The following is a 24,642-nucleotide window of genomic DNA, read 5'->3' as shown; positions in this document are numbered from 1 at the left end:
ATCAGGAGTATTTATGTCTGATTTTAATCCCTCTCTCGCAGACTTCGAGTCGCTGCTGGCCGAATCCTTTGCTCATAATGATCTTGCTGAAGGTTATGTTGTAAAGGGCCGCATCGTTGCCATCGAAAAAGACATGGCAATCATTGATGCTGGCCTCAAAGTCGAAGGTCGCGTACCGCTGAAGGAATTCGGCGCGAAGGGCAAAGACGGCTCGATGAAGCCGGGCGACGAAGTTGAAGTTTACGTTGAGCGCATTGAAAACGCACTCGGCGAAGCTGTTCTGTCGCGTGAAAAGGCTCGCCGCGAAGAAAGCTGGGGCAAGCTCGAGCAGAAATTTGCCAATGGCGAACGCGTTGACGGCGTTATCTTCAATCAGGTCAAGGGTGGTTTCACCGTCGATCTGGATGGCGCAGTTGCCTTCTTGCCGCGTTCACAGGTCGATATTCGTCCGATCCGCGACGTTACCCCGCTCATGCACGTTCCGCAGCCGTTTGAAATCCTCAAAATGGACAAGCGTCGCGGCAATATCGTTGTTTCGCGCCGTACGGTTCTTGAAGAATCCCGTGCAGAACAGCGCTCTGAAATCGTTCAGAACCTTGAAGAAGGTCAGGTCGTTGAAGGTGTGGTCAAGAACATCACCGATTACGGTGCGTTTGTTGATCTCGGCGGCATCGACGGTCTGTTGCACGTCACCGACATGGCATGGCGTCGTGTGAACCATCCATCGGAAATCCTCACCATCGGCCAGACGGTCAAGGTGCAGATCATCCGCATCAACCAGGAAACCCATCGTATCTCGCTCGGCATGAAGCAGCTCGAGAGCGATCCTTGGGATGGTATCGGCGCGAAGTACCCGATCGGCAAGAAGATCACCGGTACTGTCACGAACATCACCGATTACGGTGCATTCGTCGAAATCGAGCCAGGCATCGAAGGTCTTATCCACGTTTCCGAAATGTCGTGGACCAAGAAGAATGTCCATCCGGGCAAGATTCTTTCCACCACACAGGAAGTTGAAGTGGTTGTGCTCGAAGTTGATCCGGTCAAGCGCCGTATCTCCCTCGGTCTCAAGCAGACCCTCGACAACCCATGGACAACCTTTGCTGACAAATACCCAACCGGTACCGTTGTTGAAGGCGAAGTTAAGAACAAGACCGAATTCGGTCTGTTCATCGGCCTCGACGGCGATGTCGACGGTATGGTTCACCTTTCCGATCTTGACTGGAACCGCCCAGGCGAACAGGTCATCGAAGAGTACAACAAGGGTGAAGTCGTTAAGGCAGTCGTTCTCGACGTTGACGTTGAGAAGGAACGCATCTCGCTCGGCATCAAGCAGCTTTCCGGCGACAAGGTCGGTGAAGCAGCAGCTTCGGGTGAACTGCGCAAGAATGCCGTGGTAACCTGCGAAGTAACCGCTGTTACCGATGGTGGTCTGGAAGTTCGTCTGGTCGATCACGACCTCGACAGCTTCATCCGCCGTTCGGATCTGTCGCGTGATCGTGACGAACAGCGTCCTGAGCGCTTTACGGTTGGTCAGAAGGTCGACGCTCGCGTCATCGCCTTCGACAAGAAGTCCCGTAAGCTGCAGGTTTCGATCAAGGCTCTGGAAATTGCCGAAGAAAAGGAAGCTGTCGCACAGTATGGTTCGACCGATTCCGGCGCTTCACTTGGCGATATTCTCAGCGCAGCTCTGAAGAAGCAGGAACAGAATTAATTTTCTGCCTGTATAGAAAGAAAAGCCCGGTCATGTACCGGGCTTTTTGTTGGTCATATTTTAGCGCATTTAGAAAGTGAGCTATGGCTCTAGCTTTCGGTGCAAATTTAGCGAATTGCCTTGATTATTTCCGGCTGGGTAAAGCAGGTTGGAGCCTGATTGTTTTTTGCCTGCCAGAGACCAATTGACCTGCGGGTTTTAAAGCCCGGCAGCCCATCGGCTTTGCCGACATCATAGCCCTGTGCTTGCATGCGCTTTTGCATTGCCTGAATATCTGAGCGATACATGGTGCCGACATCGCTCCACGGGATATGAAAATCCCCTGCCCCATAAGCGATCCGGTCGCCGATATGACCGATAAAAAGCGCATAAAGATCGCTCATATTATAATCTTTGAGGACATAAAAATTTGGCGTCACGATAAAGGCTGGGCCGTAGCGGCCCGCTGGCATCAACAAATAGCCTTCGCCTTTGAGCTCATTTGCAGGAAAAGCTTTGCCATTGACCCGTTTAACGCCTAACCGTGCCCATTCAGCAAATGTCTTACCCTGATCAGGGCCTTCAAGTGCGCAGGACACGCTTTGCGGCACCAAGACCTCATAGCCCCAATCGCGACCCCGCTGCCAGCCATGGATTTTTAGATAATTCGCGATAGATGCCAGCGTATCGGGCACCGAATTCCAGATGTCGCGTTTTCCATCGCCATCAAAATCAACTGCGTGTTTGAGATAGGAGGACGGCATAAATTGCGGCTGGCCCAGCGCGCCAGCCCAAGAGCTTTTCATCCTATTGTCAGCGATATATCCGCGAGAAGCGATCTTAAGCGCTGCTATCAGCTCTTCACGAAACATATCTTTGCGCGTCGCCATGAATGCTTTGGTGCCCAGCACATCAAAGGCATTATGCGGTATTTTTACTGTACCAAAACCCGATTCCCGACCCCAGATTGCAACAACAATCCGGCCTGGCACCCCATATTGCTGCTCAATGCGTTGAAGCAGGTTTGCATATTGGCCTAATCGTGCCTTGCCACCGCGGCTCACAGAACCGACCGTCTTTGCGTTGAAATAACGGGCGGGAGCGCCAAATTCCGCTTGTTTCTGCGCTTTGGGTGTGGCTGGTTTTTCGCCTGGAATAACAAGATCGGGAAGTTTCCAATTGATTGTTAGGCCTTTAAAGGCCTGATCAAATACGGCACGCGATACCCCCTCTGCTTTGGCCTCGGGCCAAAGCTCCTGTTCGATCCATTTGCGATATTGGTTTTCGATCTGTGCCTTTGGTGGTGCGGCAATGGCCGTTGATGTGACCAATGTCACAGAAAATGCAACGGCCAGTTTTATATATTGTTTCCACAAACCAGCCATTTCATTTTCCCCTCGTCACAATGCTGTTCTGGCTCTCAACGCAGCAGCCAGAGTTCCCTCATCAAGATAATCAAGTTCGCCACCAACAGGTACACCATGGGCCAGCCGGGTTACTCGCACCTCAAATCCTGCTAGCTGATCGGTGATATAATGGGCGGTGGTTTGACCCTCGACAGTTGCGTTCACTGCGAGAATAACCTCTTTAACCTCGCCTGCGCCAACCCGATCGACCAGCGATCTGATATTGAGATCATCCGGGCCAATGCCATCAAGGGGTGACAGACGCCCGCCCAGAACATGATAGCGGACATTCATGGTTCCCGCGCGCTCAAGCGCCCATAGGTCTGAGACATCCTCGACCACGATCAAAGTGGCAGGCTCACGTCTGACATCGGTGCAAATCGTGCACGGATCTGAGGTGTCGACATTGCCGCAGCAGGAGCAGATACGCACTTTCTCGGCGGCTTCCTGCATGGCATTGCCAAGCGGGATCAGCAGAGCTTCTTTTTTCTTGATGAGATGAAGCGCCGCACGGCGCGCAGAACGCGGCCCCAGCCCCGGCACTCGTGCCAGAAGCTGGATAAGGCGTTCAATTTCAGGACCAGCGATTCGTTTAGACATTGTGCCGGTTTAAATCATTTTGCTTGATTGCGCACTCAAATCAGAACGGCAATTTAAAACCGGGAGGAATCGGCAAGCCAGCCGTCAGAGCCTGGGTTTTTTCCGCCATCGCCGCTTCGAGTTTGGCCTTAGCATCATTGTGTGCGGCAATGATCAGATCTTCAAGAATTTCGACTTCATCTTCCTTCATCAGCGAAGGATCGATCTTCATAGCCGACAGCGTGCCCTTGCCCGAAAGGGTGATGCTCACCAATCCACCGCCCGATGACGCGGTTGCTTCCAAATCGGCAATCTCATCCTGCATGGCCTTCATCTTGGCCTGCAATTCCTTTGCCTGTTTCATCATGCCCAGCATATCCCGCATGGGTGTGCTCCTTATTATTCAGAAATATCAATCATCTTCGAGCGGCATATCGGACGAAGAATCGACCATATCAAGATCAATATCTTCATCATCATTTGCTTCTGCCACAGCAATGCGCACATCTGTGATTTTAGCGCCCGGAAAGGCCGCCAATATGGCCGCAACGTCTGGATCAGCGCGAGCATCCATTTCCAGACTTTCACGCCGCTGCGCCTCTTTTTCAGCAATTGTCGGAGTGCTCACATCACGAGCAACGGTTACGACCCAGCGAATTCCAGTCCAGTTCAATAATCGCTGCGAAATATCGGCGGGAAGCGATTTAGGTCCATCTTCTGTCAGCCCGATTTCAAGCCGGCCGGGCGCAACAGATGCTAGGCGCACGCAGTTTTTTACCAAAATTTTAAACTGCATATCGCGATATTTATCGGCAAGAGCCACAATATCATCGAGGCTAGCAATATTTACGGATGGCTGCGGCGCAGGTGCCTCAACAATACGCATAGCGGTGGCTGGCCCACCATTAGTCGGCGCAGCGGAAGAGGACGCTACCGCATCTGCTACAGGCTTTTGTGTCTGCAATGCAGCGCTACTGCTCGGCCTTGGTCCATCGGTGGATGGGCTTTGAGCTGGGGAAGCAGAGCGTTGCGTGGCCGGTGCATTACCATCCAGCCCGCGAAGCGCTTCATCAAGCGTCGGCAGGTCTGCCGCATGAGCAAGCCTAATCAGAAGCATCTCAGCCGCCTGAACAGGGCGAGATGCGCTCTCAACTTCCGCAATACCTTTGAGCAGCATTTGCCATGTGCGTGAAAGAACCCGGATTGAGAGTTTTTGTGCGAATTCACGCCCGCGCATACGCTCATCTTCCGACAGCGTCACGTCATCGGCGATTTCCGGAGTGAAGCGAAGTCGCGTCACCAAATGATTGAATTCGGCCAGATCCGTCAGAATGACCGATGGGTCCGCTCCCACATCATATTGCGCACGAAACTCGTTGAGTGCTCCGGCTACATCGCCCCGCATCAACATTTCGAACAGGTCGATAATGCGTGCGCGATCCGCAAGCCCCAGCATAGAGCGAACAGCTTCTGCGCTAACCTCACCGGCGCCATGGGCGATGGCCTGATCGAAAATTGAAAGGGAATCGCGCGCCGAGCCTTCGCCCGCTCTTGCAATCATGGCAAGGGCAGCATCATCGGCGTTAATATTTTCGGCTTCTGCTATCCGGCGCAAATGCGTTGCTAAGGTGCCCGATTCGATACGACGTAAATCAAAGCGCTGACAGCGCGACAGCACTGTAATCGGCACTTTGCGAATTTCTGTTGTGGCAAAGATGAATTTAACGTGCGGGGGCGGCTCTTCAAGCGTCTTGAGCAAGCCATTAAAGGCTGCCGTCGAGAGCATATGCACTTCGTCGATTATATAGACTTTATAACGAGCCGAGACCGGGCGATAGCGAACCTGCTCAATAATTTCCCGAATATCATCAATACCCGTATGAGAGGCCGCATCCATTTCGATTACATCGACATGGCGTCCCTCCATAATCGCCTGACAGTGCTCACCCATTTCGGAGAGATTAATCGAAGGCTGGTCGATCGTATCGGTTTTATAATTGAGGGCACGTGCCAGAATACGGGCTGTCGTGGTTTTTCCCACGCCGCGCACACCGGTAAGCATCCAGGCCTGCGCAATGCGACCTGCCTCAAAGGCATTGCTGAGGGTGCGAACCATCGGCTCCTGGCCGATAAGATCGTCGAAATTCTGTGGTCGATATTTGCGAGCGAGAACGCGATAGGCGCCGTCTGCGGATTTTGTGTCCATTGCGACCTCTCCGTTCCTGTTTATCGCTTTTCCTGTTGGTGAAGATGGTGGCCAGTCTGGACCGGGCCTTGAGCGCCGTCAACCGGATAGGCACCCTATCAACACCCGCAAATGCAAGGAAAAGGTGGGAGGCTGGCACGGTGACCCGTGCCGAAGCTCGTTAGGGCTGCTTCCTTCCGGACCTGACCCGGTTGGCGAGTGGCTCGTCCACCACCAACCTCCCACGCTGCATATCGTCAATCATCGCGCAAAAAGCAAGCATCTCGCGAAAAAAACTGATAGAAATATTTTCATGGAACAGTTTGTACTCGATCAACGGCTCAATGCCGACACATTTTTGGTTGCAAAGCTGGGGCTTTGCGAATTGCGGCTTATGGATGATAAACGCTGGCCGTGGCTGATTCTCGTGCCGCGGCGGGCTAATCTGGTCGAGATGCACGATTTGACGCCGCTTGATCAGACCATGCTCACTTTTGAGACAGCGATTGTTTCGCAAGCGCTCAAAAAAACGACCGATTGTGACAAAGTCAATTTGGGCGCGCTGGGCAATATTGTACGTCAACTGCATTTCCACGTGATCGCACGCAATGAGGGTGATGCAGGCTGGCCCGGCCCCGTTTGGGGCTATGGAAAGGGCGAGCCATATTCTAAGGATGAAGCTGAAAATTTCATTCAGAAAATCAGTGCTGCGCTCTCATCTTAATCCCACTTAAAAATTAGGATTGCCATGGTATCGCGTCTTTATGACCTGCCGGAAATCGAGCCAAGCCGCTATGTCGGCTTTGCTGGTAACCGCATTGAACGGTTTTCTGAAAATCGCCAGAATGATGCAGCGTTAGCCGCGCTTAAGCTGCAAGAAACACGCATTTTGGTGCTGGGAAGCAATCGGCTGATTTTAGATTATAGTGATGAAACAGCCCCGCGCGCGTTTTTTAATCTCAATGAGGCACGCAAATTTGCTCCCAATCTGGAAGAGCCGATTTTGCTGGGGCTTCAGGATGGGCAAGCAATCGTCGCGCTGATGGCTGAATTCGATCCTGACGAGCAGGTTGATCCCTATCGGGCGCAAGATTATCGCAGCCTCTATATGGAGGGGCTGGTTGGTTCTGATACGCTTGGCGCGCTGGCACAGGCGGCCTCTTTATGTGCATGGCACAGCAATCATCGTTTTTGCGGACGCTGTGGCGGAAAGACTGAAATGCGCGGGGGCGGTATCAGCCGCGTCTGTACGCATTGCACTGTTGATCATTTCCCTAGAACTGACCCGGTAGCCATCATGCTTCCCGTGCGCGGAGACAGATGTATCTTGGCGCGCAGCCCGCATTTTGTGCCAGGTTCTTATTCATGTCTCGCTGGCTTTATTGAGCATGGCGAAACAATTGAAGCGGCGGTACGTCGCGAATCATTTGAAGAAATGGGGCTCAAGATTGGTCGCGTTGCATATTATGCAAGCCAGCCCTGGCCGTTCCCCTATTCACTTATGATAGGGTGTCACGCAGAAGTGCTTTCAGACGATTTTACCATTGACCGTGCCGAACTTGAGGACGGGCGCTGGTTCGAAAAGTCTGAAATACGCGCCATGCTTGCTGGTACTCATGCGCATGGCTTACACACTCCGGCACCCGGCGCCATCGCAACCCATCTGATTAGAGCATGGGCAGAGGATGGGGGCTGAACAGCTCGCCCCCCCGATCCTACCCGGAGACATTACATCAAGTCTGAAAATTACTCAGCCGCCAAAAGCGGAGTGCCGCGAACATCACTTCCACGATAGACGCCTAAAATCCGCACCTCTTTGGAGAAGAATTGCAGCTCTTCCAGCGCGAGTTTCACATTATGATCGTCTGGATGGCCTTCAATATCAGCGTAAAACTGCGTCGCGATAAAGCGACCGCCAATCTGATAGCTTTCGAGCTTGGTCATATTGACGCCATTGGTGGCAAAACCGCCCATAGCTTTATAAAGTGCTGCTGGAACGTTACGGACACGGAACACAAAGGTTGTGATGATCCGTTCATCAGCTTTTGAGCGAGTGACCCAGCTTTTATTTTTGGAAAGAACCACAAAACGCGTCACATTATTTTCGGCGTCTTCTACATTTTCCTGAAGAATATCAAGGCCATAAAGGCTTGAAGCCAGGCGCGGTGCCAAAGCCGCCATAGAGCGGTCTTTCAGGTCTGCGACAAGGCGTGCGGCACCAGCGGTATCACCGGCGATTACCGGCTTCCAACCATTTTCACGAATAACCTTACGGCACTGCCCGAGAGCATGAATATGGCTATGAACCGTTTTGATTTCCTCGCGCTTTACGCCCGGGAGCACCATCAACTGAAAATGAATGGGCAGAAAATATTCACCGACAATATGCATATCCGCCAGGGGCAGCAAATAGTGAATATCGGCCACGCGTCCTGCCAAGGTGTTCTCAATCGGAATCATGGCAAGATCGGCAGCCCCGCTTTCGACCGCATTGAACGCGTCTTCAAATGTGGGACAGGGCAAAGGCTCCATGTCAGGGAACATGTCGCGGCAAGCCGTGTCAGAATTGGCGCCAGCTTCACCCTGAAAGGATATTTTGTTGGTTTTCATTTTGCCCTACTTTCTTCGTTACCCGGCCAAAGCGAGATATTTAAAGACCTTTTTCAATAAGAATGCGAGCGCGATCAAGATCGGCCTGAGTATCAACCCCTAAAGGGACCGTCTTCACGATCTCCACGTCGATTCGCATACCGTCCTCAAGTGCGCGGAGCTGCTCCAGCTTTTCCCGTCTTTCCAATGGAGAGGAGCCAATTTTTACAAAACGTTCAAGCGCTGGGCGACGATAGGCATAAAGGCCGATGTGATGATAAAGTGGACCGTCGCCATAGGGAGCGGTGGCGCGTGTAAAATAAAGGGCCCTCAATCTATCGGCTTGTAATGGCGATCCGACGATCTTCACAACATTAGGGTTGGTTTTTTCTTCTTCCTGCGTGATCTCGACGCCAAGTGTTGCAATATCAGCCGGGCCTTCAACAAGAGGCAGTATGGAGCGGCGAATTGTTTGCGGATCGATTGTTGGCAAATCACCTTGCACATTGATGATGAAATCAACGGAAGCCGTGGGATCAAGCTTTTCAAGCGCTTCGTAAATTCGATCGGATCCTGATTCGTGATCAGATCGTGTCATCACCGCTTCATGCCCATGCGCTCGCACGGTTGCATAGATTTCGTCGCTATCTGTCGCCACCACAGTCTGGCCCAGCGCGGCCGCTGCGGCTCTGTCTGCTACATGGACAATCATCGGTTTGCCGCAAATATCTGCGAGCGGCTTATTGGGAAGGCGTGTCGAACCAAGCCGTGCAGGTATCAGTGTCAGGGTCTTCATTGTCCATTCCTCAGATGTTTGAGGTGTTGCATTTGGTCGCGATAGCGTGGAAAGCTCTTTTACTCCACGTTAATTGCAGCGAAAGTGTCAAAAAGTCACGGGGTTGGAAAGTCTTATATGTTGCATCTCCCCCGTAAAAGACCTAGTTTCCGCCCAATGCCGGGGCGAGTTGTCAACTTAATTAGAGGTTGCATACCGGCTTTGCAGGGCGTTGTGGTAGAGGGAGCGCTGACCGGCGATGAATTCAACCCGGACTAATAAATTTGTAATGGCTTTTCTGGCGACGGTTTTCGTTGTCATGACTACAGGTATTCTTTCGGATGCCCTGTTTAGTGCGCCCGCACCTGAAAAGCCCGGCTACCTGATCGAAGCGTCGGATGCTTCTGGCGGTGGCGCTAATGCTCCGGCTAAGGAAGAAGTGTCGATCGCAGTTTTGATGCAATCCGCTGATCCAGCGCGCGGGGAAAATGTTTACAAACGCTGTGCGGCTTGTCACACCGCAGAAAAAGGTGGGCCCAATAAAGTCGGTCCGAATCTGTGGGATATTGTAAATCGCCCTGCAGCTTCTATTGAGGGCTTCAATTATTCTGCGGCAATGAAAGAATTCGCAGCAGAGGGTAATAAGTGGGATTATGAACATCTCAACAAGTTCCTGTTCTCGCCTCGTGGCTATATTAAAGGCACGATTATGGGCTTTGCCGGCGACAAAAAGGACAATGAACGTGCTGACCTGATCGCTTATCTGCGTACCCTCTCAGACGATCCGGCTCCATTGCCTGAAGCAGAAGCTGCGCCCGCATCCGGCGACGAAGCTGCACCGGCAACAGAAGGTGAAGCTGCGCCTGCCCAGGACGCGAAGCCTGCTCAAACTGAAGAAGATCAGTCTGCGCCTGAAGCCGCTCCTGCAGATGGCTCAGCACAGGAAACTGCACCTAGCGATGATGCTCAGCAGCCGGAAGAGACCAAGCCTACCGGCCAAGGTGAGCAAGAACAGAACCCTGCTTCTGACCCTGAAACTCAGGATGCAGTACCTGCAAATTAATACAGCAAATATGCTTAAAGAAAGCCGGGCTATAGTCCGGCTTTTTTGTTGGTGCTATTTTTTTCGGTCCTGTGCCTTTCTTCCTCCGCAAAAACCCCTAAAACTGCAACCTAATATAGTTGGCAGCAAGGAGATGCTGGATGAAAGCTTTTTGGGCGGGAGCATTTGCAGCAGCTATGCTCGCGGGGGCGGCTTCTGGAGCCTTTGCGGATGAGGTATCAAACGACGGGTCAGCGCCGGAATGGCGCTATTCTTCGAGTTTGATTGGAGAGCCGAAATATCCGGCAAATTTCAAACATTATGACTATGTAAACCCTGACGCGCCGAAAGGCGGTAGCCTCAATCAAGTGGCGGTCGGCACTTTTGATAGTCTCAATCCCTATGTAATTCAGGGCGTTGCAGCAGCCGGATTGTCTGAATTTGGTGGCGGCTTTCTTTACGATACGCTGATGTCTGACGCATTGGATCAGGCATCAACGCAATATCCTTTGATTGCTGAAGCAATGCAATATCCAGATGATTATTCCTGGGTCAAATTTAAGCTCAACCCGAAAGCACGCTGGCATGATGGACAGCCGATCACCGTTGATGACGTGATCTGGTCATTTGATGTGCTCAAAAAGCAGTCCCCCGCGTATAATAAATATTATAGCGATGTCGAAAAAGCGGAAAAGACCGGGGAAAATGAGGTGAAGTTTACCTTCTCTCAGACAGGCAATCGCGAGCTGCCCCAGATTCTTGGCCAGCTTGCCGTTCTGCCAAAACACTGGTGGGAAGGTACTGATGCGCAAGGGAAAAAGCGCGACATTACTCGCCCGACGCTGGAAATTCCGCTGGGTTCAGGCGCGTATAAAATTGAGCGTGTCACTCCCGGTCGTTCAATTATTTGGACCAGAGTTGATGATTACTGGGGCAAAGACCTTCCGGTTCATGTGGGCAGAAATAATTTTGACCGTATCGCGTATGAATATTTCTTCAATGAAGATGCTACATGGGAAGCGTTCAAAAAAGGCGGACAGTATGATTACCGGCTGGAAAACCGCGCCCAACGCTGGGCTGAGCAGTATAATTTTCCCGCTGTAGAGCGTGGCGACATTATTCAAAAATCATTTCCCTATCATGCTGTCGGTCGCATGCAGGGTTATTTCATGAATACGCGCCACGACAAGTTTCAAGATCCTAGAGTGCGCAAAGCGCTTACCTATGCTTTCGATTTTGAAACGATGAATCGGCTGATGTTCTTCAATCAGTATAATCGTATTGAAAGCTATTTTTCAGGAAATGAATTACAGCTCGATGGCGCGCCAAGCCCTGCGGAACAGGAAATTTTGGAAACCGTCAAAGATGCGCTTCCCCCGGAAGCGTTAACGGAAGAATTCAAGCTGCCAGTCTATGATTCACCTCAGGCAACCCGCGAACACCTGCGGACAGCGCTGAAACTTTTCGAAGAGGCTGGCTGGACACTGCAAGGCAATAAGCTGGTCGATGCCAATGGCAAGCAGTTTACCATCGAGTTTTTAGGGCGTGACCCAACAGACGAAAGAATATTCAATCCATTCGTGCAGAATTTACGTCGAATTGGGATTGATGCCAGAGTTCGCATCGTGGATGCCGCGCAATATCAGGCAAGAGTGAATGATTTTGACTATGATATTATTACCAGTGTAATTGCTCAGAGCAGCTCTCCGGGCAATGAGCAGCGGCAAATGTGGGGATCTGCCGCGGCAGATTTTAAAGGCAGCCGCAATTATTCAGGCATTAAAAACCCGGCAATAGACAAGCTCATTGATCGCGTCATCTATGCGAAAGACAGAGAGGAGTTGGTTGCCGCCACCCATGCTCTCGACCGGGCTCTTTTATGGAATTACTACGTCATTCCGCAGTGGTATTCCGACCATATTAATGTCGCTTATTGGAACAAATTCGGCATGCCTGAAAATCAGCCAGACTATAGTGGTATTGATCCATTTTCCTGGTGGGTCGATCCGGCTAAGGAAGCTAATCTTAAGGCACGGGGCGATTAGGGGGCGGTATTGATGAAATATTTGGGGTTGAATCGTCGCCATTTTCTTGGCGGCGCTGCCTGTGCCGTTGTTGCTGGCTCATTGCCGGGCAGAGCCTTCGCTCAATTAGCTAGTGACACAGCGCTGCATGGTATATCTGCCTTTGGCAACCTGAAATACCCAAAGGATTTCGGGTATTTTGATTATGTAAATCCTGATGCGCCAAGGGGCGGAGTGTTTCGTTTTGCGCCATCGAGTTGGCTTTGGAACCAGAACACCAACACTTTCAACACGCTTAACAGCTTTAGTTTTAAAGGGGATTCTCCGCCGAGGCTGGAGCTGACCTTTGATGCGTTAATGGCAGCTGCGTTTGACGAACCCGATTCGCTTTATGGGCTGATTGCGGAAAGCGTAACAATCTCGCCTGATCGTCAGACGTTTCTGTTTAAACTCCGCAAAGCCGCACGGTTTCACGATGGGTCCCCGGTGCAGGCCAGCGATATTGTGTTTACCTATCGCATTTTTCAAAAAAAAGGCCACCCGCATATTCGCCAGAGCCTATCGGCACTGGAATTGATTGAGGAGGACGAGGGCGACGTTCGCATGCGCTTTTCTGAAGGTCAGCCAAAGGCGGTATTCGACGCGGTGACATTGCCGATTCTTTCGGAAAATTACTTTGATGACAAGAATTTTGAGAGCACCGCCACTGAGCCTATTTTGGGCTCGGGCGCTTATCGGGTTGGCAATTTCGTTCTCGGTCAATTTATTGAATATGATCGGGTTGACGATTATTGGGCTAAAGATCTTCCAATTAATCGCGGACAGAATAATTTTGATCGTATCCGCATAGAGTTTTATCGCGATAGGCAGCCGGAATTTGAAGCTTTCAAAAAGGGAGCCATTGATTTTCGTGCGGAATATGTCGCGAAAAACTGGGCCACGGGATATGAATTCCCTGCTATCAAGCAAAATAAAGTTATTAAACGTACATTCGCGCGTGAAAAACGGCCACTTATGCAGGCATGGGCGCTTAATCAGCGGCGTGAACATTTTCGCGATCCACGGGTGCGTGAAGCCATAGGTCTTTGTTTTGATTTTGAATGGACGAACAAAAATCTATTCTATGGCGCTTATGAGCGCTCACAATCCTGCTTTAATGGATCAGATTTCCAAGCTGTCGACCTGCCCACAGCGCAAGAACACAAGATTCTAGAACGCTATAAAGACCGGTTACCACCCGAAATTTATGGACCTGCGCCCATAATGGCGGTGTCTGACGGATCAGGCAGAGATCGGAAACAATTTTCCCGTGCAATTCAGCTACTGAAAGAAAGCGGATTTATTCGCGAGAAAGGGAATTTTCACGACGAGACCGGGCAAAAGCTTTCGCTTGAAATTCTGAGCAATTCCGAAAGTTTTTCGCGTATCTACAATCCATTTGTTCAGAGGTTGCGTGCTATAGGGATTGATGCAAGCCTGCGCTTGGTGGATGCAAGCCAGTATCAGTCCCGGGTTGAGGATTTTGATTTCGATATGGTGGGCATGGCCATGCAGTTTGGTGCCACACCCACTAAAGATTCGCTCGCAGGCATGTTTGGTTCAAAAGCCGCTAATATGCCGGGAAGCTATAATCTGCCCGGCACGTCTGATCCTATTATTGACGCTCTGATTGAAGATGTTGGTACAGTGACGACCCGGGATGAGCTTGTGGCAACGATACGTGTTTTGGATCGCTACTTGCGTATAAGGCGCGAGTGGATTCCAAATTGGACTGTTGCGAATCACCGTGTCGCTTATTGGGATCGTTTCGGCTTTAAGGAACCAAAACCCGATTATGGTTTCCCGGTGGAAACGCTATGGTGGCTTGATAAAGAAAAGGCAGAAACTATTGGTAGGCCATAGGCATATGATCAATTTCAAATTGCGGAGCGAATTGGGCTGATGGGCGCATATATTGTTCGACGTCTGCTTTTGATGATCCCAACGATTTTCGGCATTATGGCTATATCCTTTGCCGTGGTTCAATTTGCTCCGGGTGGACCTGTTGAGCGCGTTATCGCTCAGCTTTCCGGGCACGGAGGCGATGCGCTTGATAGGATATCAGGCGGGGGCAGCGACTTCGGTCAGAGTGGTTTTGATAGTGGCTCCGTCAATTCAAAATATCGTGGTGCGCAAGGGCTTGATCCGCAATTTATCGCAGATCTTGAAAAGCAGTTCGGCTTTGATAAGCCACCGCTCGAACGTTTTGGCCATATGCTGTGGAATTATCTTCGCTTTGATTTTGGCCATAGTTATTTCCGCGATATCAGCGTGATTGATCTTATCAAGGAAAAACTGCCGGTCTCTATTTCGCTTGGCCTCTGGCTTACCTTCCTATCCTATGCCATCTCGATCCCGCTGGGTATCCGCAAGGCAATCAAGGATGGTTCGCGCTTTGATACATGGACCAGCGCGGTGGTGATTGTCGGCTATGCAATCCCGAGCTTTCTGTTTGCGATTCTGTTGATTGTGCTTTTTGCGGGCGGTTCTTTCTTTGACTGGTTCCCGCTACGCGGCCTGACGTCACCGGATTTTGCCCAATTAACTTGGTGGGAGAAGGTGCTAGATTATCTTTGGCATATGGCGCTTCCGGTAACAGCATTGGTTCTTTCTGCCTTTGCAACCACCACATTGCTTACCAAAAACTCATTTCTGGAAGAAATCCGCAAGCAATATGTCACCACGGCACGCGCCAAAGGCTTGACCGAAAATCAGGTTCTTTATCGCCATGTTTTTCGCAATGCGATGCTGATTGTGATTGCTGGCTTTCCGGGCGCATTCATCTCCGCTTTCTTCACCGGCTCATTGTTGATTGAAACAATCTTCTCGCTCGATGGTCTCGGACTGCTTAGCTATCAGTCGATCATCAATCGTGATTATCCTGTGGTATTTGCGACTTTGTTCATCTTCTCACTGCTCGGCTTGCTGGTGGGGCTACTCTCTGATCTGACATATAACTGGATCGATCCGCGAATTGATTTTGAGCGGAGGGATGTATGATGAGCAACAGCATAGATCCCTCACAACTCGCCGCTAGACCAGTGAAGCGTCCTTTTCTCTCGCCGCTCAATCAAAGGCGTTGGAAGAATTTCAAAGCTAATAAGCGGGGTTACTGGTCGCTTTGGATTTTTCTTTTTCTTCTCATCGCAGCACTTTGCGCTGAGTTTATCGCCAATGACCGGCCTATAATTGTGTCTTATAAGGGCGAATTGCTCATGCCGGTATTTGTCGATTATCCGGAAGAAAAATTCGGTGGGTTTTATGCCGTGACCGATTATCGAGACCCGATGATTCAGGAAGAGATTGAAGCCAATGGCTGGGCAATCTGGCCGCCGGTGCGCTATTCCTACAATACGGTCAATAATGACATTCCTGAAGCTGCGCCTTCCAAACCATCCTGGCTTTATTCCAAGGAAGTGCGCTGCGAGCGTTATCCGCTTGGTGTGAATGATCCCAACTGCATTATCGGCAATTTCAATTGGCTTGGCACCGATGATCAAGCGCGAGATGTTTTTGCACGAGCGCTTTATGGCTTTCGGATTTCAGTGCTATTCGGGCTAATTCTTACCTTCTTTTCCGCCATTATTGGTGTTAGCGCCGGGGCGATACAGGGCTATTTTGGCGGCTGGGTTGATCTGATCTTCCAACGCGTCATTGAGATCTGGTCATCAATTCCAATGCTCTACCTGCTCTTGATCATTGCAGCCATATTGCCACCCGGTTTCTGGGTGCTTTTGGGCATTATGCTTCTTTTCTCGTGGGTTGCATTTGTGGGTGTTGTGCGGGCAGAATTTTTGCGGGCACGCAATTTTGAATATGTAAATGCCGCCCGTGCGCTCGGCGTGAAAAATGCAACCATCATGTGGCGGCATCTTCTGCCCAATGCCATGGTGGCCACGCTCACTTTCCTGCCATTCATTCTCAATGGCTCAATCACCACGCTAACATCATTGGATTTTCTTGGCTTTGGTTTGCCGCCCGGTTCTGCGTCGCTCGGCGAGATGCTGGCGCAAGGCAAAAATAACCTTCAGGCGCCATGGCTCGGCATAACTGGTTTTGCGGTTATTTCGATTATGCTGTCACTGCTGATATTTATCGGCGAAGCAACGCGCGATGCATTTGACCCGCGAAAGGCATTCCAATGAGCGGATCAATCAATAAACCTCCTTTACTATCGGTTCGTGATTTATCGGTCGCTTTCCGTCAAAATGGTGAAGATCGTATTGCCGTTGATCGCGTGTCTTTCGACATTGCCGAAGGTGAAACCGTAGCACTTGTGGGCGAATCTGGTTCGGGGAAATCCGTTTCTGCTCTTTCGGTGCTCAAGCTCTTGCCCTACCCTTCCGCAAGCCATCCAACCGGCGAAATCCTTTTCGACGGACAGGATTTGATGAAGGCATCAGAGCCGGAGTTGCGCCGCGTTCGCGGCAATGACATTACCATGATTTTTCAGGAGCCTATGACGTCACTCAATCCGTTGCATACGGTCGAGCGTCAAATCGCCGAGATTCTGAAAATGCATCAGGGGATGGGCGATCAGGCAGCACGCAGTCGCACGCTGGAACTTCTGAATGAAGTCGGAATACGCGATCCAGAAAAACGCCTTGCATCATTTCCGCACCAGCTATCAGGCGGCCAGCGCCAACGCGTGATGATCGCCATGGCGCTTGCCAATAAGCCTAAGCTTTTGATTGCTGACGAGCCCACGACTGCGCTCGATGTCACAGTGCAAGCTCAGATACTTGAGCTGCTGGCTGATCTTAAAACTGCGCAAGGCATGTCGATGCTGTTCATCACCCATGATCTTGGCATCGTACGCAAGATTGCTGACCGTGTCTGTGTGATGAATAAGGGCAAAATTGTCGAAACAGGCCCAACCAAGGAAATCTTCGATAATCCGCAGCATCCTTATACAAAGCATCTTTTGGCGGCTGAGCCGAAAGGCGAGCCGCCCTTGGCAGATCTTTCAGCCCGAAAGGTCATGGAAGGCAAGGATATCCGTGTCTGGTTTCCGATCAAAAAAGGCTTCATGAGAAAGACCGTTGACCATGTGAAGGCGGTCGACGGGATTAATGTTGAATTGCGGGCCGGTCAAACTTTGGGCGTTGTGGGAGAATCAGGCTCGGGCAAAACCACATTGGGCCTTGCTTTGTCTCGCATGATCTCGTCGCAGGGCGAAATTCGCTTTGATGGCACAGATATTGCGAAATACAGTTTCAGTGATTTGCGGCCGCTGCGTCGTGAAATGCAAATTGTGTTTCAGGATCCGTTCGGATCACTCAGCCCACGTATGACCATTGCTGATATTATCGCCGAGGGGTTGCGGGTTCATGAGCCGAAACTTTCGGCTGATGAGCGCGACGCTCGAGTAGTGGCGGCACTTCATGAAGTTAATCTCGATCCTGAAAGCCGCTTTCGCTATCCGCACGAATTCTCCGGTGGCCAGCGCCAGCGCATTGCGATTGCGCGTGCCATGGTGCTCAACCCGAAATTTGTCATGCTGGATGAGCCAACTTCTGCACTGGATATGAGTGTACAGGCGCAGGTAGTGGATCTGTTGCGCGATTTGCAGAATAAGCATGATCTCGCCTATCTGTTTATCAGCCACGATCTCAAGGTTGTTCGTGCATTAGCTAATGACGTTCTGGTCATGCGTAACGGCAAAGCGGTAGAATATGGGACTGCGCATGAGATCTTCACCAATCCCAAAACCGACTATACCAAAGCGCTGATGGCTGCGGCTTTCAATATGGAAGCCATTGAGGGAGGAATAAATCAATGAGTACGGATAATGAGGGCAAAATCCTGTTGGCGCTCACCAACTGGGACCCGGCACATTGGCTCGAAACATTTCAACAATTGGCGCCCGAGCGCAAAGTTGTGACCGATCGGGATGAGCTGGACCCCTCTATCAAATATGCATTAGTGTGGAAGCAGAAGCCCGGTTCGCTCGCCAATCTTCCCAATCTTGAAGTTATTTTCTCTCTTGGCGCGGGCGTTGATCATGTCTTCCATGACACAAATATTCCAGATGTGCCGTTAGTCCGGGTGATTTCTGATGATCTGACCATGCGCATGACAGAATATGTGGTCTGGCAGGTGCTTGATCACCATAGATTTGGCTCCAACTATCGTTTGCAGCAGAAAAAACATGTCTGGCATGAAGATCCGCGCCAGCCGGCCGCTCATGAAGTAACGGTGGGTATTATGGGGCTTGGGGTTCTGGGCAGGGATTCTGCTGAAAAACTCAAAGCATTGGGCTTTAAGATAACCGGCTGGAGCCGTCGGCCGCATGAGCTCGACGGGGTGGAAACTTTTCACGGCAAAGACGGTTTTGCGTCTTTCCTAAAGACTGCCGACATATTGGTCTGCCTCTTGCCGCTCACGCCCGATACCAAAGGTATTCTCTCCATGAGCATGTTCGCTCAGCTCAAGGAAAATGGCCCGCTGGGCGCGCCGATCTTGATCAACGCTGGCCGAGGCGGGTTGCAGAATGAACCGGATATTTTGGCGGCGCTTGATCGTGGAATGCTGTCTGCCGTGACGCTTGATGTCTTCAATCAAGAACCATTGCCAGCCGACAGCCCGTTTTGGGATCATCCCAAAGTGACGCTGACGCCGCATGTCGCAGCAAGTTCATCTGCAAGTGCGATTGTCCCACAGATCATCCGGCAGATTGAAGCCTTTGAGCGTGATGGTACGCTTGAGCATGTGGTTGATCGCACAACGCAATATTAGAGCTATCATTTCTGCTTGCGCGCTTTATAGCGGATGGTCTCAAAGCGCGCAGTTAAAGCATTATAAAGCAGGAGCCGTCCCACAAGCGGCTCGCCAATGCCTGCAATAAGCTTGATCACTTCCATAGCTTCAAGCGATCCCATAACTCCAGGCAAAACACCCAAAACCCCTGCCTCTGCACAGCTTGGCACGGTTCCGGGCGGGGGAGCTTCCGGAAAAAGATCGCGATAGCTGGGATTGGGTGTGCCGTCCGCTCCCATTTCATAAGGCTTGAGCACAGTGATCGTGCCATCAAAGCGTCCGATTGCAGCGGTTACCAGCGGGCGCTTTGCGACGGCGGCGGCATCGGCCAATACATAGCGGGTGGTAAAATTATCAGACCCCTCCACCACTACATCATAGCGTTCGATTAGACCTTGCGCGTTTTGCGCATTGATCCGAAGCAAATGCGTTTCAACGCTTACATGCGGATTAATCCGTGCAATCGCTTGGGCAGCACTTTCGACCTTAGCTTTGCCAACATCCTGCGTCTCGTGGATCACCTGACGCTGTAGATTGGAAAGCGAGACCGTATCATCATCAACAATGCCGATCGTGCCGATGCCTGCAGCCGCCAAATATTGCAATATTGGCGTACCCAGGCCACCTGCGCCGATAACTAATACTCGTGCGGCTTTGAGCTTTTGCTGACCGGGCCCGCCAATTTCTGGCAGCACGATATGGCGCGCATAGCGCTCAAGTTCTTCGGATGAAAAAGGAGTAGAGGAAGCGTTCATGATGGGAACATAGGCATTAGAATGTCGACTGTCAGCGGATATTTATCTCAAAAACAACTAGAATCGGGTCAACTGACCGGCACAGACATTAAAAAACTGTGCTTTTCCTTCTAATGCTTCAAAAAGCGCCCTATCAGTGCCAGTCATGAATGTCTGGCCACCAAGCTCATCCAGAATGTCAAACAGCGCTGCTCGGCGGCCTGTGTCGAGATGGGCTGCGATTTCATCAAGCAGCAGAATGGGCGCCATGCCAGACAGCTCGCCAGTTAACCGGGCATGGGCAAGAATCAATCCGATCAGCAGTGCTTTTTGCTCGCCAGTTGAACAAAGCGCGGCTGGCATGGATTTTGGCCGATGCTGGACGATCAAATCGGTACGGTGTGGGCCATCCAGAGTACGACCAGCTGCGCGATCACGGGCACGGCCATCGCGCAATTGCCGCCGGAAATCTTCTTCCAGATCGAGTGCTGCCTCAATTGCGATTCGTTGTTCTAACGGCCCTTCAAGAAAACAATCGGCTTTAGGAAATGGGCCTTCGGCAGGCATTTTCTCAATCATCGCAGCGATTAGCCGCATAGCTTCCGACCGCGCCGCCGCCACCGCTATTCCAAGCTCCGCCATCTGATTTTCAATTGCATCAAGCCATTGATCATCATTCAGACCGTCACTGAGAAGCCGATTTCGGCTGCGCATAGCCTTTTCATAATCAGCAACACGCTTGCCATGGGCTGTGTCTATGGCCAGCACCATACGGTCCAGAAACCGCCGACGGTCAGAAGCGCCGCCGGTAAATAGCCCATCCATGGAGGGCACGACCCAAAGAATGCGCGCATAATCGAGCAATTCCTCGCCTGATGAAGTCACGCCATTAATGCGAATTTTGCGACCGCCCTCGCCGTTTCCGGCGGTACCTGTGCCGATATTGGCCTCGCCATAGATCATGCAATCAAGCGTCGCATGGATGGCAAAGCCATGGTCCGTGCCGCTTTTTGCAACATCATCATAGGCAGAGCGGCGCAATCCGCGACCGGGGGAAAGAAATGAAACAGCTTCGATTAGATTGGTTTTGCCGGAACCGTTTTCGCCCGTAAGCACAACATGACCTGCCTCAAGCGGAAGCGTCAGCTCGGCATAATTACGGAAATTGGAAAGCTTAAGCCGCCGAATCGATACTCGATCCGAACGGCCTATTTCATAATTTATATCGCTCACAGCGTTCTTTAAACACGCATCGGCATGAGAACATAAAGCACGTTCTCATCGCCCGTATCGCGCACCAATGTCGGTGACCCGGCATCGGCCAGCATGAAAATCGCTTCTGAACCCGAAAGCTGACTGGTGATGTCGAGCAGATATTTGGAATTGAAACCAATATCCAACGGATCGGCATCGTAATCAGCAGGCAGTTCGTCTGTCGCGCTACCCGAATCAGGGTTGTTGACGGTTAGCGTCAATTGACCATCAGCAATGGACAGTTTCACCGCCCGGCCCCGCTCGCTGGAAATCGTCGAAACACGATCAACAGAAGCCGCGAAGTCTTGGCGACTAATGGTCAGTTGCTTATCATTGCTCGAAGGAATGACCCGCTGATAATCTGGGAATGTCCCGTCGATCAGCTTAGATGTCAGCACCACAGATCCCACAGTAAAGCGGATCTTGGCATCGGAAAGTTCGACGCTCACAACAGTATCTGGAACATCGACAAGTTTCTGCAATTCCGCGACTGTCTTGCGCGGGATAATAATGCCGGGCATGCCTTCTGCGCCCGATGGCGCCTCAAGTTCGGCGCGCGCCAGACGGTGACCATCGGTGGCGACAGCACGCAGCTTGAGTTTTCCATCATTTTCGATCGCATGGAAATAAATGCCGTTGAGGTAATAACGGGTTTCTTCCGTGGAAATTGCAAATTGTGTGCGATCAATCAGGCGCTTGAGATCAGGCGCGTCAATGCGGAAAGAATGGGTAAAGGCACCCGCTGTCAATTCCGGAAAATCCGACTGCGGCAGGCACTGCAAACGGAATGAAGACTTTCCCGACGTCACTGCCATGGAACCACCGTCCGGGTTGGTCGCCAGCATGACTTCAGCGCCATCAGGTAGCTTGCGCACAATATCATAGAGAAGATGCGCAGGAACTGTTGTCGCACCGGCCTGCTCAACCATGGCGGCGGTGGCTTCATTTACCTCAAGATCCAGGTCTGTTGCTTTCAATGCAAGGCTATCGCCTTCTGCCTGCAACAAAACGTTGGAGAGGATGGGAATCGTATTGCGACGCTCCACAACGCGGTGAACGTGGTTGAGTGACTTTAAAAGATTGGATCGCTCTAGGGTAACACGCATATTGAAACGCACTCGCTCGCTGGGACAGGACAACCGCACAACGGGCAGATGCCCCCATCAATAAGGCGCAGCAGCGCCGTAAGGTCCGCTAAAGTGACAGATTTTAGCAGTAAAAAGCAAGCCCGTGCAGCGCTTCACAACGCTGAGGCACGGGCTTTTTGTTGATAACATGGTCAGCTACACCAAAGTGCAGCTTTTCGGCCTCGTTAAGCGGCCTGATCGTTGATCAGGCGCTTGAGTAGCTCAAGCTCCTGAGCCAATTTCGTATCGGCTCCGACCAGATCTTCAATCTTACGAACCGCGTGCAGAACAGTCGTGTGATCGCGTCCGCCGAAACGACGGCCTATTTCTGGAAGCGAGCGCGGCGTCAACATTTTGGCAAGATACATTGCCACCTGACGAGGCTTCACGATTGTGCGTGTGCGGCGGCTGGAAAGCAGATCCTGCTTGGAGACATTATAATGGCGCGCCACAATGCGCTGGATTTCTTCAATACGGATGCGTCTTGGCTCACCAGCGCGCGTGAGATGTCCAAGCAGCTCATCAACACGGTCAATCGAAAGATTGGGTTCGAATGACTGGCGGAAGAGAAGCTGGTTGAAAGCACCTTCGAGTTCGCGACCTGATCCGGTTACCGTGCGGGCAACATGGGCGAGAATTTCATCGCTGATATTCAATGCCGGATCTTCAGCTTGCGCGGCTGCAAGCCGACGACGCAGCATTTCATGGCGCATTTCATAGTCTGGTGCGCCGACTTCTAGCGCAACGCCGCCTTGGAGTCGCGAACGAACGCGAACATCAAGCGATTCGAGTTCCGACGGAGCGCGGTCGGCTGCAACAACAACCTGTTTCGCGCTATCGAGCAGCGTATTGAGCAAATGGCAGAACTCGTGCTGGATCGATTTGCCCTGAAGAAATTGCATGTCATCAATCACCAGCAGATCGATATCACGCAATTGCTCCTTGAAAGAGAGCGCATTGTTATCGCGGATAGCGGTTGCAAAGCGCCACATGAAATATTCAGCAGTCAGATAAACGACACGTGCCTTTTCCTGTCGTTGAATGGCAGCGGCAGCGATTGCCTGCAACAAGTGGGTTTTGCCAAGGCCAACGGACGCATGAATGAAAAGCGGGTTAAAGCGAAGCGCGCTTGATCCGGCTTCTGCAATGGTACGCGCTGCTGCAAGCGCTACGCGGTTGGAAGCGCCGTCGATGAAACTATCGAAAGTATAGCGGGGATCAAGTGGCGATCCGAGCACTGAACCGGTTGCGGATGCGGATTCTGCCACGACCGCTGAGCCGCGCTTTTCATTGCCAAGCTGACCAACCGGAAACATAACTTTTTCACGCAATGTAGGTGCAGTTTTTGTTTCCACACGCTCGGTGGCAGCAGCTGCGGGCGCAGCGCGTGCAACGCGGCTTACGCCCCGAACAACAACCTCGACGCGGAGGATCTGCGGGTTTTCTTCCTGCAATAGCTCTGTCAAAAGATCAGCATAGTGATTATTGATCCAAGAGCGCAAAAACGCCGTGGGGACAGAAAGGCGAACAACGCTTTTTGAATATTCGTCCAATTTCAGCCGGCCAAACCAGCTTGAATAAATCTCGTTACCGACGCGTGCTTTCAACTTCACAGTCAGGCGATCGAATACTTCATCACCCAACGAGCTCTCGGCGCTCACCACGAGGTTTTGATCTTTTCCTTTAGCAGAAGACCCATGAATACGGTTCGCATGCGCATCATCACCCATCGTCTCCGTCGACTTGCCAGTCATCATTGCCATCTTCTCGCCTGCCTTAATTCCTACGCGCTATTTTTACAGCGCTTGTCATTTTTTTCCTGCACCGGGCGTTGGTCTGAAAACCAGAAGCCCAGGCGGTACTCACTCACACACAATGTCCTGCAAAGGACCGAACACAGTCAGCCAACAAATATGGCTGATTAAACGCAAACTCCTTCTTTTACACTTCAAGGCCCGCCATGAACTAGCGCGTTGCCCTGCCCGTGCACCAAGCACGAAAGGGTTCGATTTCAAACTGTCATCGAGGGTTTCACGAGAATCGTTCAAACCCATTCACCCCAGCACCTAGGCTGATTGCCCGGAACCGACTTTGCTACAACCTTCAATCGCCAAAGAAGCGCTCAAAAGAACATTCCGGTTAATGAATGGTAAGCAATCGATTAAAACCGCACCTCAGATCAACAGACAGCATTCGTCGGGCCCATTAGGCTAACGTGAAACGATGTCTCAAATCTAATTGACTCTTGGCCCCGGGCCTTCCCTCTCAACAAGGCTGACTTTAGCGAAGGCTCGAGGCAAAGAGCAACCCTTGGAAAAGCAAAAATTTCCAGTTGAAAGCCTTGCCTTTTGTAAAGCAGCGCTCAGAGAATCAGGTGTCAGTGAAATAAGGCATTAGGATTCAATATGTTTCCACTTATCGTTTTTTAGGGTGATA

19 protein-coding genes, 1 other RNA gene and 1 pseudogene are annotated in these 24,642 nt (G+C 51.3%); 10 read left to right on the top strand and 11 right to left on the bottom strand.

All coding sequences use genetic code 11. The features are described 5' to 3' along the window. Window positions 1-13 precede the first annotated feature (13 nt). On the top strand, window positions 14-1,714 hold the full coding sequence (rpsA, locus tag C7374_RS01375; RefSeq protein WP_111573812.1) for a 30S ribosomal protein S1: 1,701 nt from the start codon (window positions 14-16) through the stop codon (window positions 1,712-1,714). 107 nt (window positions 1,715-1,821) lie between these two features. On the opposite strand, the gene C7374_RS01370 is transcribed toward rpsA, so the two are convergent. The 5 genes from C7374_RS01370 to ffs all read right to left on the bottom strand — a co-directional run bounded on the left by C7374_RS01370 (window position 1,822) and on the right by ffs (window position 6,106). Beyond that, entirely contained in the window at window positions 1,822-3,078 is a 1,257-nt protein-coding gene (locus tag C7374_RS01370) for a lytic murein transglycosylase (RefSeq protein ID WP_111573811.1), read from the bottom strand. 15 nt (window positions 3,079-3,093) lie between these two features. Continuing rightward, complete coding sequence (gene recR, locus C7374_RS01365) at window positions 3,094-3,699, bottom strand: recombination mediator RecR (RefSeq protein ID WP_111573810.1); 606 nt, start codon at window positions 3,697-3,699, stop codon at window positions 3,094-3,096. A 40-nt stretch (window positions 3,700-3,739) separates the two neighbouring features. Then, entirely contained in the window at window positions 3,740-4,063 is a 324-nt protein-coding gene (locus C7374_RS01360; RefSeq protein ID WP_111573809.1) for a YbaB/EbfC family nucleoid-associated protein, read from the bottom strand. Window positions 4,064-4,090: 27 nt separating this feature from the next. Next, complete coding sequence (locus C7374_RS01355; protein WP_111573808.1) at window positions 4,091-5,884, bottom strand: DNA polymerase III subunit gamma/tau; 1,794 nt, start codon at window positions 5,882-5,884, stop codon at window positions 4,091-4,093. A gap of 124 nt (window positions 5,885-6,008) precedes the next feature. Then, window positions 6,009-6,106, bottom strand: an RNA gene (gene ffs / locus C7374_RS01350) — signal recognition particle sRNA small type. A 70-nt stretch (window positions 6,107-6,176) separates the two neighbouring features. Here ffs and C7374_RS01345 point away from each other — a divergent pair. After that, window positions 6,177-6,587, top strand: coding sequence for an HIT domain-containing protein (locus C7374_RS01345; protein WP_111574240.1), 411 nt, complete (start codon window positions 6,177-6,179; stop codon window positions 6,585-6,587). A gap of 24 nt (window positions 6,588-6,611) precedes the next feature. After that, window positions 6,612-7,559: an NAD(+) diphosphatase gene (gene nudC / locus C7374_RS01340; protein ID WP_111573807.1), complete on the top strand. Its 948-nt coding sequence runs from the start codon at window positions 6,612-6,614 to the stop codon at window positions 7,557-7,559. A gap of 50 nt (window positions 7,560-7,609) precedes the next feature. Here the strand turns inward: nudC and C7374_RS01335 are convergent, their stop codons facing one another. Further along, window positions 7,610-8,473 (bottom strand): prephenate dehydratase, encoded by an 864-nt coding sequence (locus C7374_RS01335; RefSeq protein WP_111573806.1) that lies wholly within the window; start codon window positions 8,471-8,473, stop codon window positions 7,610-7,612. 40 nt (window positions 8,474-8,513) lie between these two features. Continuing rightward, window positions 8,514-9,248: a 3-deoxy-manno-octulosonate cytidylyltransferase gene (locus C7374_RS01330; protein WP_111573805.1), complete on the bottom strand. Its 735-nt coding sequence runs from the start codon at window positions 9,246-9,248 to the stop codon at window positions 8,514-8,516. Between the two features lie 238 nt (window positions 9,249-9,486). On the opposite strand from C7374_RS01330, the pseudogene C7374_RS01325 reads away from it, so the two are divergent. The 7 genes and pseudogenes from C7374_RS01325 to C7374_RS01295 all read left to right on the top strand — a co-directional run. Next, window positions 9,487-10,071: pseudogene (locus tag C7374_RS01325) on the top strand (c-type cytochrome); the annotation flags it as partial. A gap of 359 nt (window positions 10,072-10,430) precedes the next feature. After that, on the top strand, window positions 10,431-12,314 hold the full coding sequence (locus C7374_RS01320) for an extracellular solute-binding protein (RefSeq protein ID WP_111573803.1): 1,884 nt from the start codon (window positions 10,431-10,433) through the stop codon (window positions 12,312-12,314). Window positions 12,315-12,326: 12 nt separating this feature from the next. After that, a complete protein-coding gene (locus tag C7374_RS01315; protein WP_111573802.1) occupies window positions 12,327-14,195 on the top strand; it encodes an extracellular solute-binding protein in 1,869 nt (622 codons plus the stop codon). A 39-nt stretch (window positions 14,196-14,234) separates the two neighbouring features. Further along, on the top strand, window positions 14,235-15,332 hold the full coding sequence (locus tag C7374_RS01310) for a microcin C ABC transporter permease YejB (RefSeq protein WP_111573801.1): 1,098 nt from the start codon (window positions 14,235-14,237) through the stop codon (window positions 15,330-15,332). Next, window positions 15,332-16,477 (top strand): ABC transporter permease, encoded by a 1,146-nt coding sequence (locus C7374_RS01305; RefSeq protein WP_111574239.1) that lies wholly within the window; start codon window positions 15,332-15,334, stop codon window positions 16,475-16,477. Before C7374_RS01310 ends, C7374_RS01305 begins: the two co-directional genes overlap by 1 nt. Then, window positions 16,474-18,114 carry an ABC transporter ATP-binding protein gene (locus C7374_RS01300; protein ID WP_111573800.1) on the top strand — a complete coding sequence of 547 codons (1,641 nt, stop codon included), beginning with the start codon at window positions 16,474-16,476 and terminating at the stop codon, window positions 18,112-18,114. The genes C7374_RS01305 and C7374_RS01300 overlap by 4 nt, the downstream gene beginning before the upstream one ends. Beyond that, complete coding sequence (locus tag C7374_RS01295) at window positions 18,111-19,070, top strand: 2-hydroxyacid dehydrogenase (protein ID WP_111573799.1); 960 nt, start codon at window positions 18,111-18,113, stop codon at window positions 19,068-19,070. Before C7374_RS01300 ends, C7374_RS01295 begins: the two co-directional genes overlap by 4 nt. A 5-nt stretch (window positions 19,071-19,075) precedes the next feature. On the opposite strand, the gene C7374_RS01290 is transcribed toward C7374_RS01295, so the two are convergent. The 4 genes from C7374_RS01290 to dnaA all read right to left on the bottom strand — a co-directional run bounded on the left by C7374_RS01290 (window position 19,076) and on the right by dnaA (window position 23,963). Then, entirely contained in the window at window positions 19,076-19,846 is a 771-nt protein-coding gene (locus C7374_RS01290) for a molybdopterin-synthase adenylyltransferase MoeB (RefSeq protein ID WP_111573798.1), read from the bottom strand. A gap of 57 nt (window positions 19,847-19,903) precedes the next feature. Continuing rightward, the gene (gene recF / locus C7374_RS01285; protein ID WP_111573797.1) at window positions 19,904-21,058 is read right to left on the bottom strand and encodes a DNA replication/repair protein RecF; all 1,155 of its coding nucleotides are present in this window, start codon (window positions 21,056-21,058) and stop codon (window positions 19,904-19,906) included. Window positions 21,059-21,066: 8 nt separating this feature from the next. Further along, complete coding sequence (gene dnaN / locus C7374_RS01280) at window positions 21,067-22,185, bottom strand: DNA polymerase III subunit beta (RefSeq protein ID WP_111573796.1); 1,119 nt, start codon at window positions 22,183-22,185, stop codon at window positions 21,067-21,069. A gap of 206 nt (window positions 22,186-22,391) precedes the next feature. Beyond that, window positions 22,392-23,963: a chromosomal replication initiator protein DnaA gene (dnaA, locus tag C7374_RS01275; RefSeq protein WP_111574238.1), complete on the bottom strand. Its 1,572-nt coding sequence runs from the start codon at window positions 23,961-23,963 to the stop codon at window positions 22,392-22,394. Window positions 23,964-24,642: the final 679 nt, after the last annotated feature.

This window comes from Falsochrobactrum ovis (genome assembly GCF_003259955.1).
Lineage (GTDB): Bacteria > Pseudomonadota > Alphaproteobacteria > Rhizobiales > Rhizobiaceae > Brucella > Brucella ovis_A.
Note: the sequence above shows the minus strand (reverse complement) of the source record. Positions and strands in the feature narration are given on the sequence as shown.

Coding starts and splice junctions, on each gene's coding strand:
- rpsA (WP_111573812.1), top strand. CDS start 14: ATGTCTGATTTTAATCCCTCTCTCGCAGACTTCGAGTCGCTGCTGGCC.
- C7374_RS01370 (WP_111573811.1), bottom strand. CDS start 3,078: ATGGCTGGTTTGTGGAAACAATATATAAAACTGGCCGTTGCATTTTCT.
- recR (WP_111573810.1), bottom strand. CDS start 3,699: ATGTCTAAACGAATCGCTGGTCCTGAAATTGAACGCCTTATCCAGCTT.
- C7374_RS01360 (WP_111573809.1), bottom strand. CDS start 4,063: ATGCGGGATATGCTGGGCATGATGAAACAGGCAAAGGAATTGCAGGCC.
- C7374_RS01355 (WP_111573808.1), bottom strand. CDS start 5,884: ATGGACACAAAATCCGCAGACGGCGCCTATCGCGTTCTCGCTCGCAAA.
- C7374_RS01345 (WP_111574240.1), top strand. CDS start 6,177: ATGGAACAGTTTGTACTCGATCAACGGCTCAATGCCGACACATTTTTG.
- nudC (WP_111573807.1), top strand. CDS start 6,612: ATGGTATCGCGTCTTTATGACCTGCCGGAAATCGAGCCAAGCCGCTAT.
- C7374_RS01335 (WP_111573806.1), bottom strand. CDS start 8,473: ATGAAAACCAACAAAATATCCTTTCAGGGTGAAGCTGGCGCCAATTCT.
- C7374_RS01330 (WP_111573805.1), bottom strand. CDS start 9,248: ATGAAGACCCTGACACTGATACCTGCACGGCTTGGTTCGACACGCCTT.
- C7374_RS01320 (WP_111573803.1), top strand. CDS start 10,431: ATGAAAGCTTTTTGGGCGGGAGCATTTGCAGCAGCTATGCTCGCGGGG.
- C7374_RS01315 (WP_111573802.1), top strand. CDS start 12,327: ATGAAATATTTGGGGTTGAATCGTCGCCATTTTCTTGGCGGCGCTGCC.
- C7374_RS01310 (WP_111573801.1), top strand. CDS start 14,235: ATGGGCGCATATATTGTTCGACGTCTGCTTTTGATGATCCCAACGATT.
- C7374_RS01305 (WP_111574239.1), top strand. CDS start 15,332: ATGAGCAACAGCATAGATCCCTCACAACTCGCCGCTAGACCAGTGAAG.
- C7374_RS01300 (WP_111573800.1), top strand. CDS start 16,474: ATGAGCGGATCAATCAATAAACCTCCTTTACTATCGGTTCGTGATTTA.
- C7374_RS01295 (WP_111573799.1), top strand. CDS start 18,111: ATGAGTACGGATAATGAGGGCAAAATCCTGTTGGCGCTCACCAACTGG.
- C7374_RS01290 (WP_111573798.1), bottom strand. CDS start 19,846: ATGAACGCTTCCTCTACTCCTTTTTCATCCGAAGAACTTGAGCGCTAT.
- dnaN (WP_111573796.1), bottom strand. CDS start 22,185: ATGCGTGTTACCCTAGAGCGATCCAATCTTTTAAAGTCACTCAACCAC.
- dnaA (WP_111574238.1), bottom strand. CDS start 23,963: ATGATGACTGGCAAGTCGACGGAGACGATGGGTGATGATGCGCATGCG.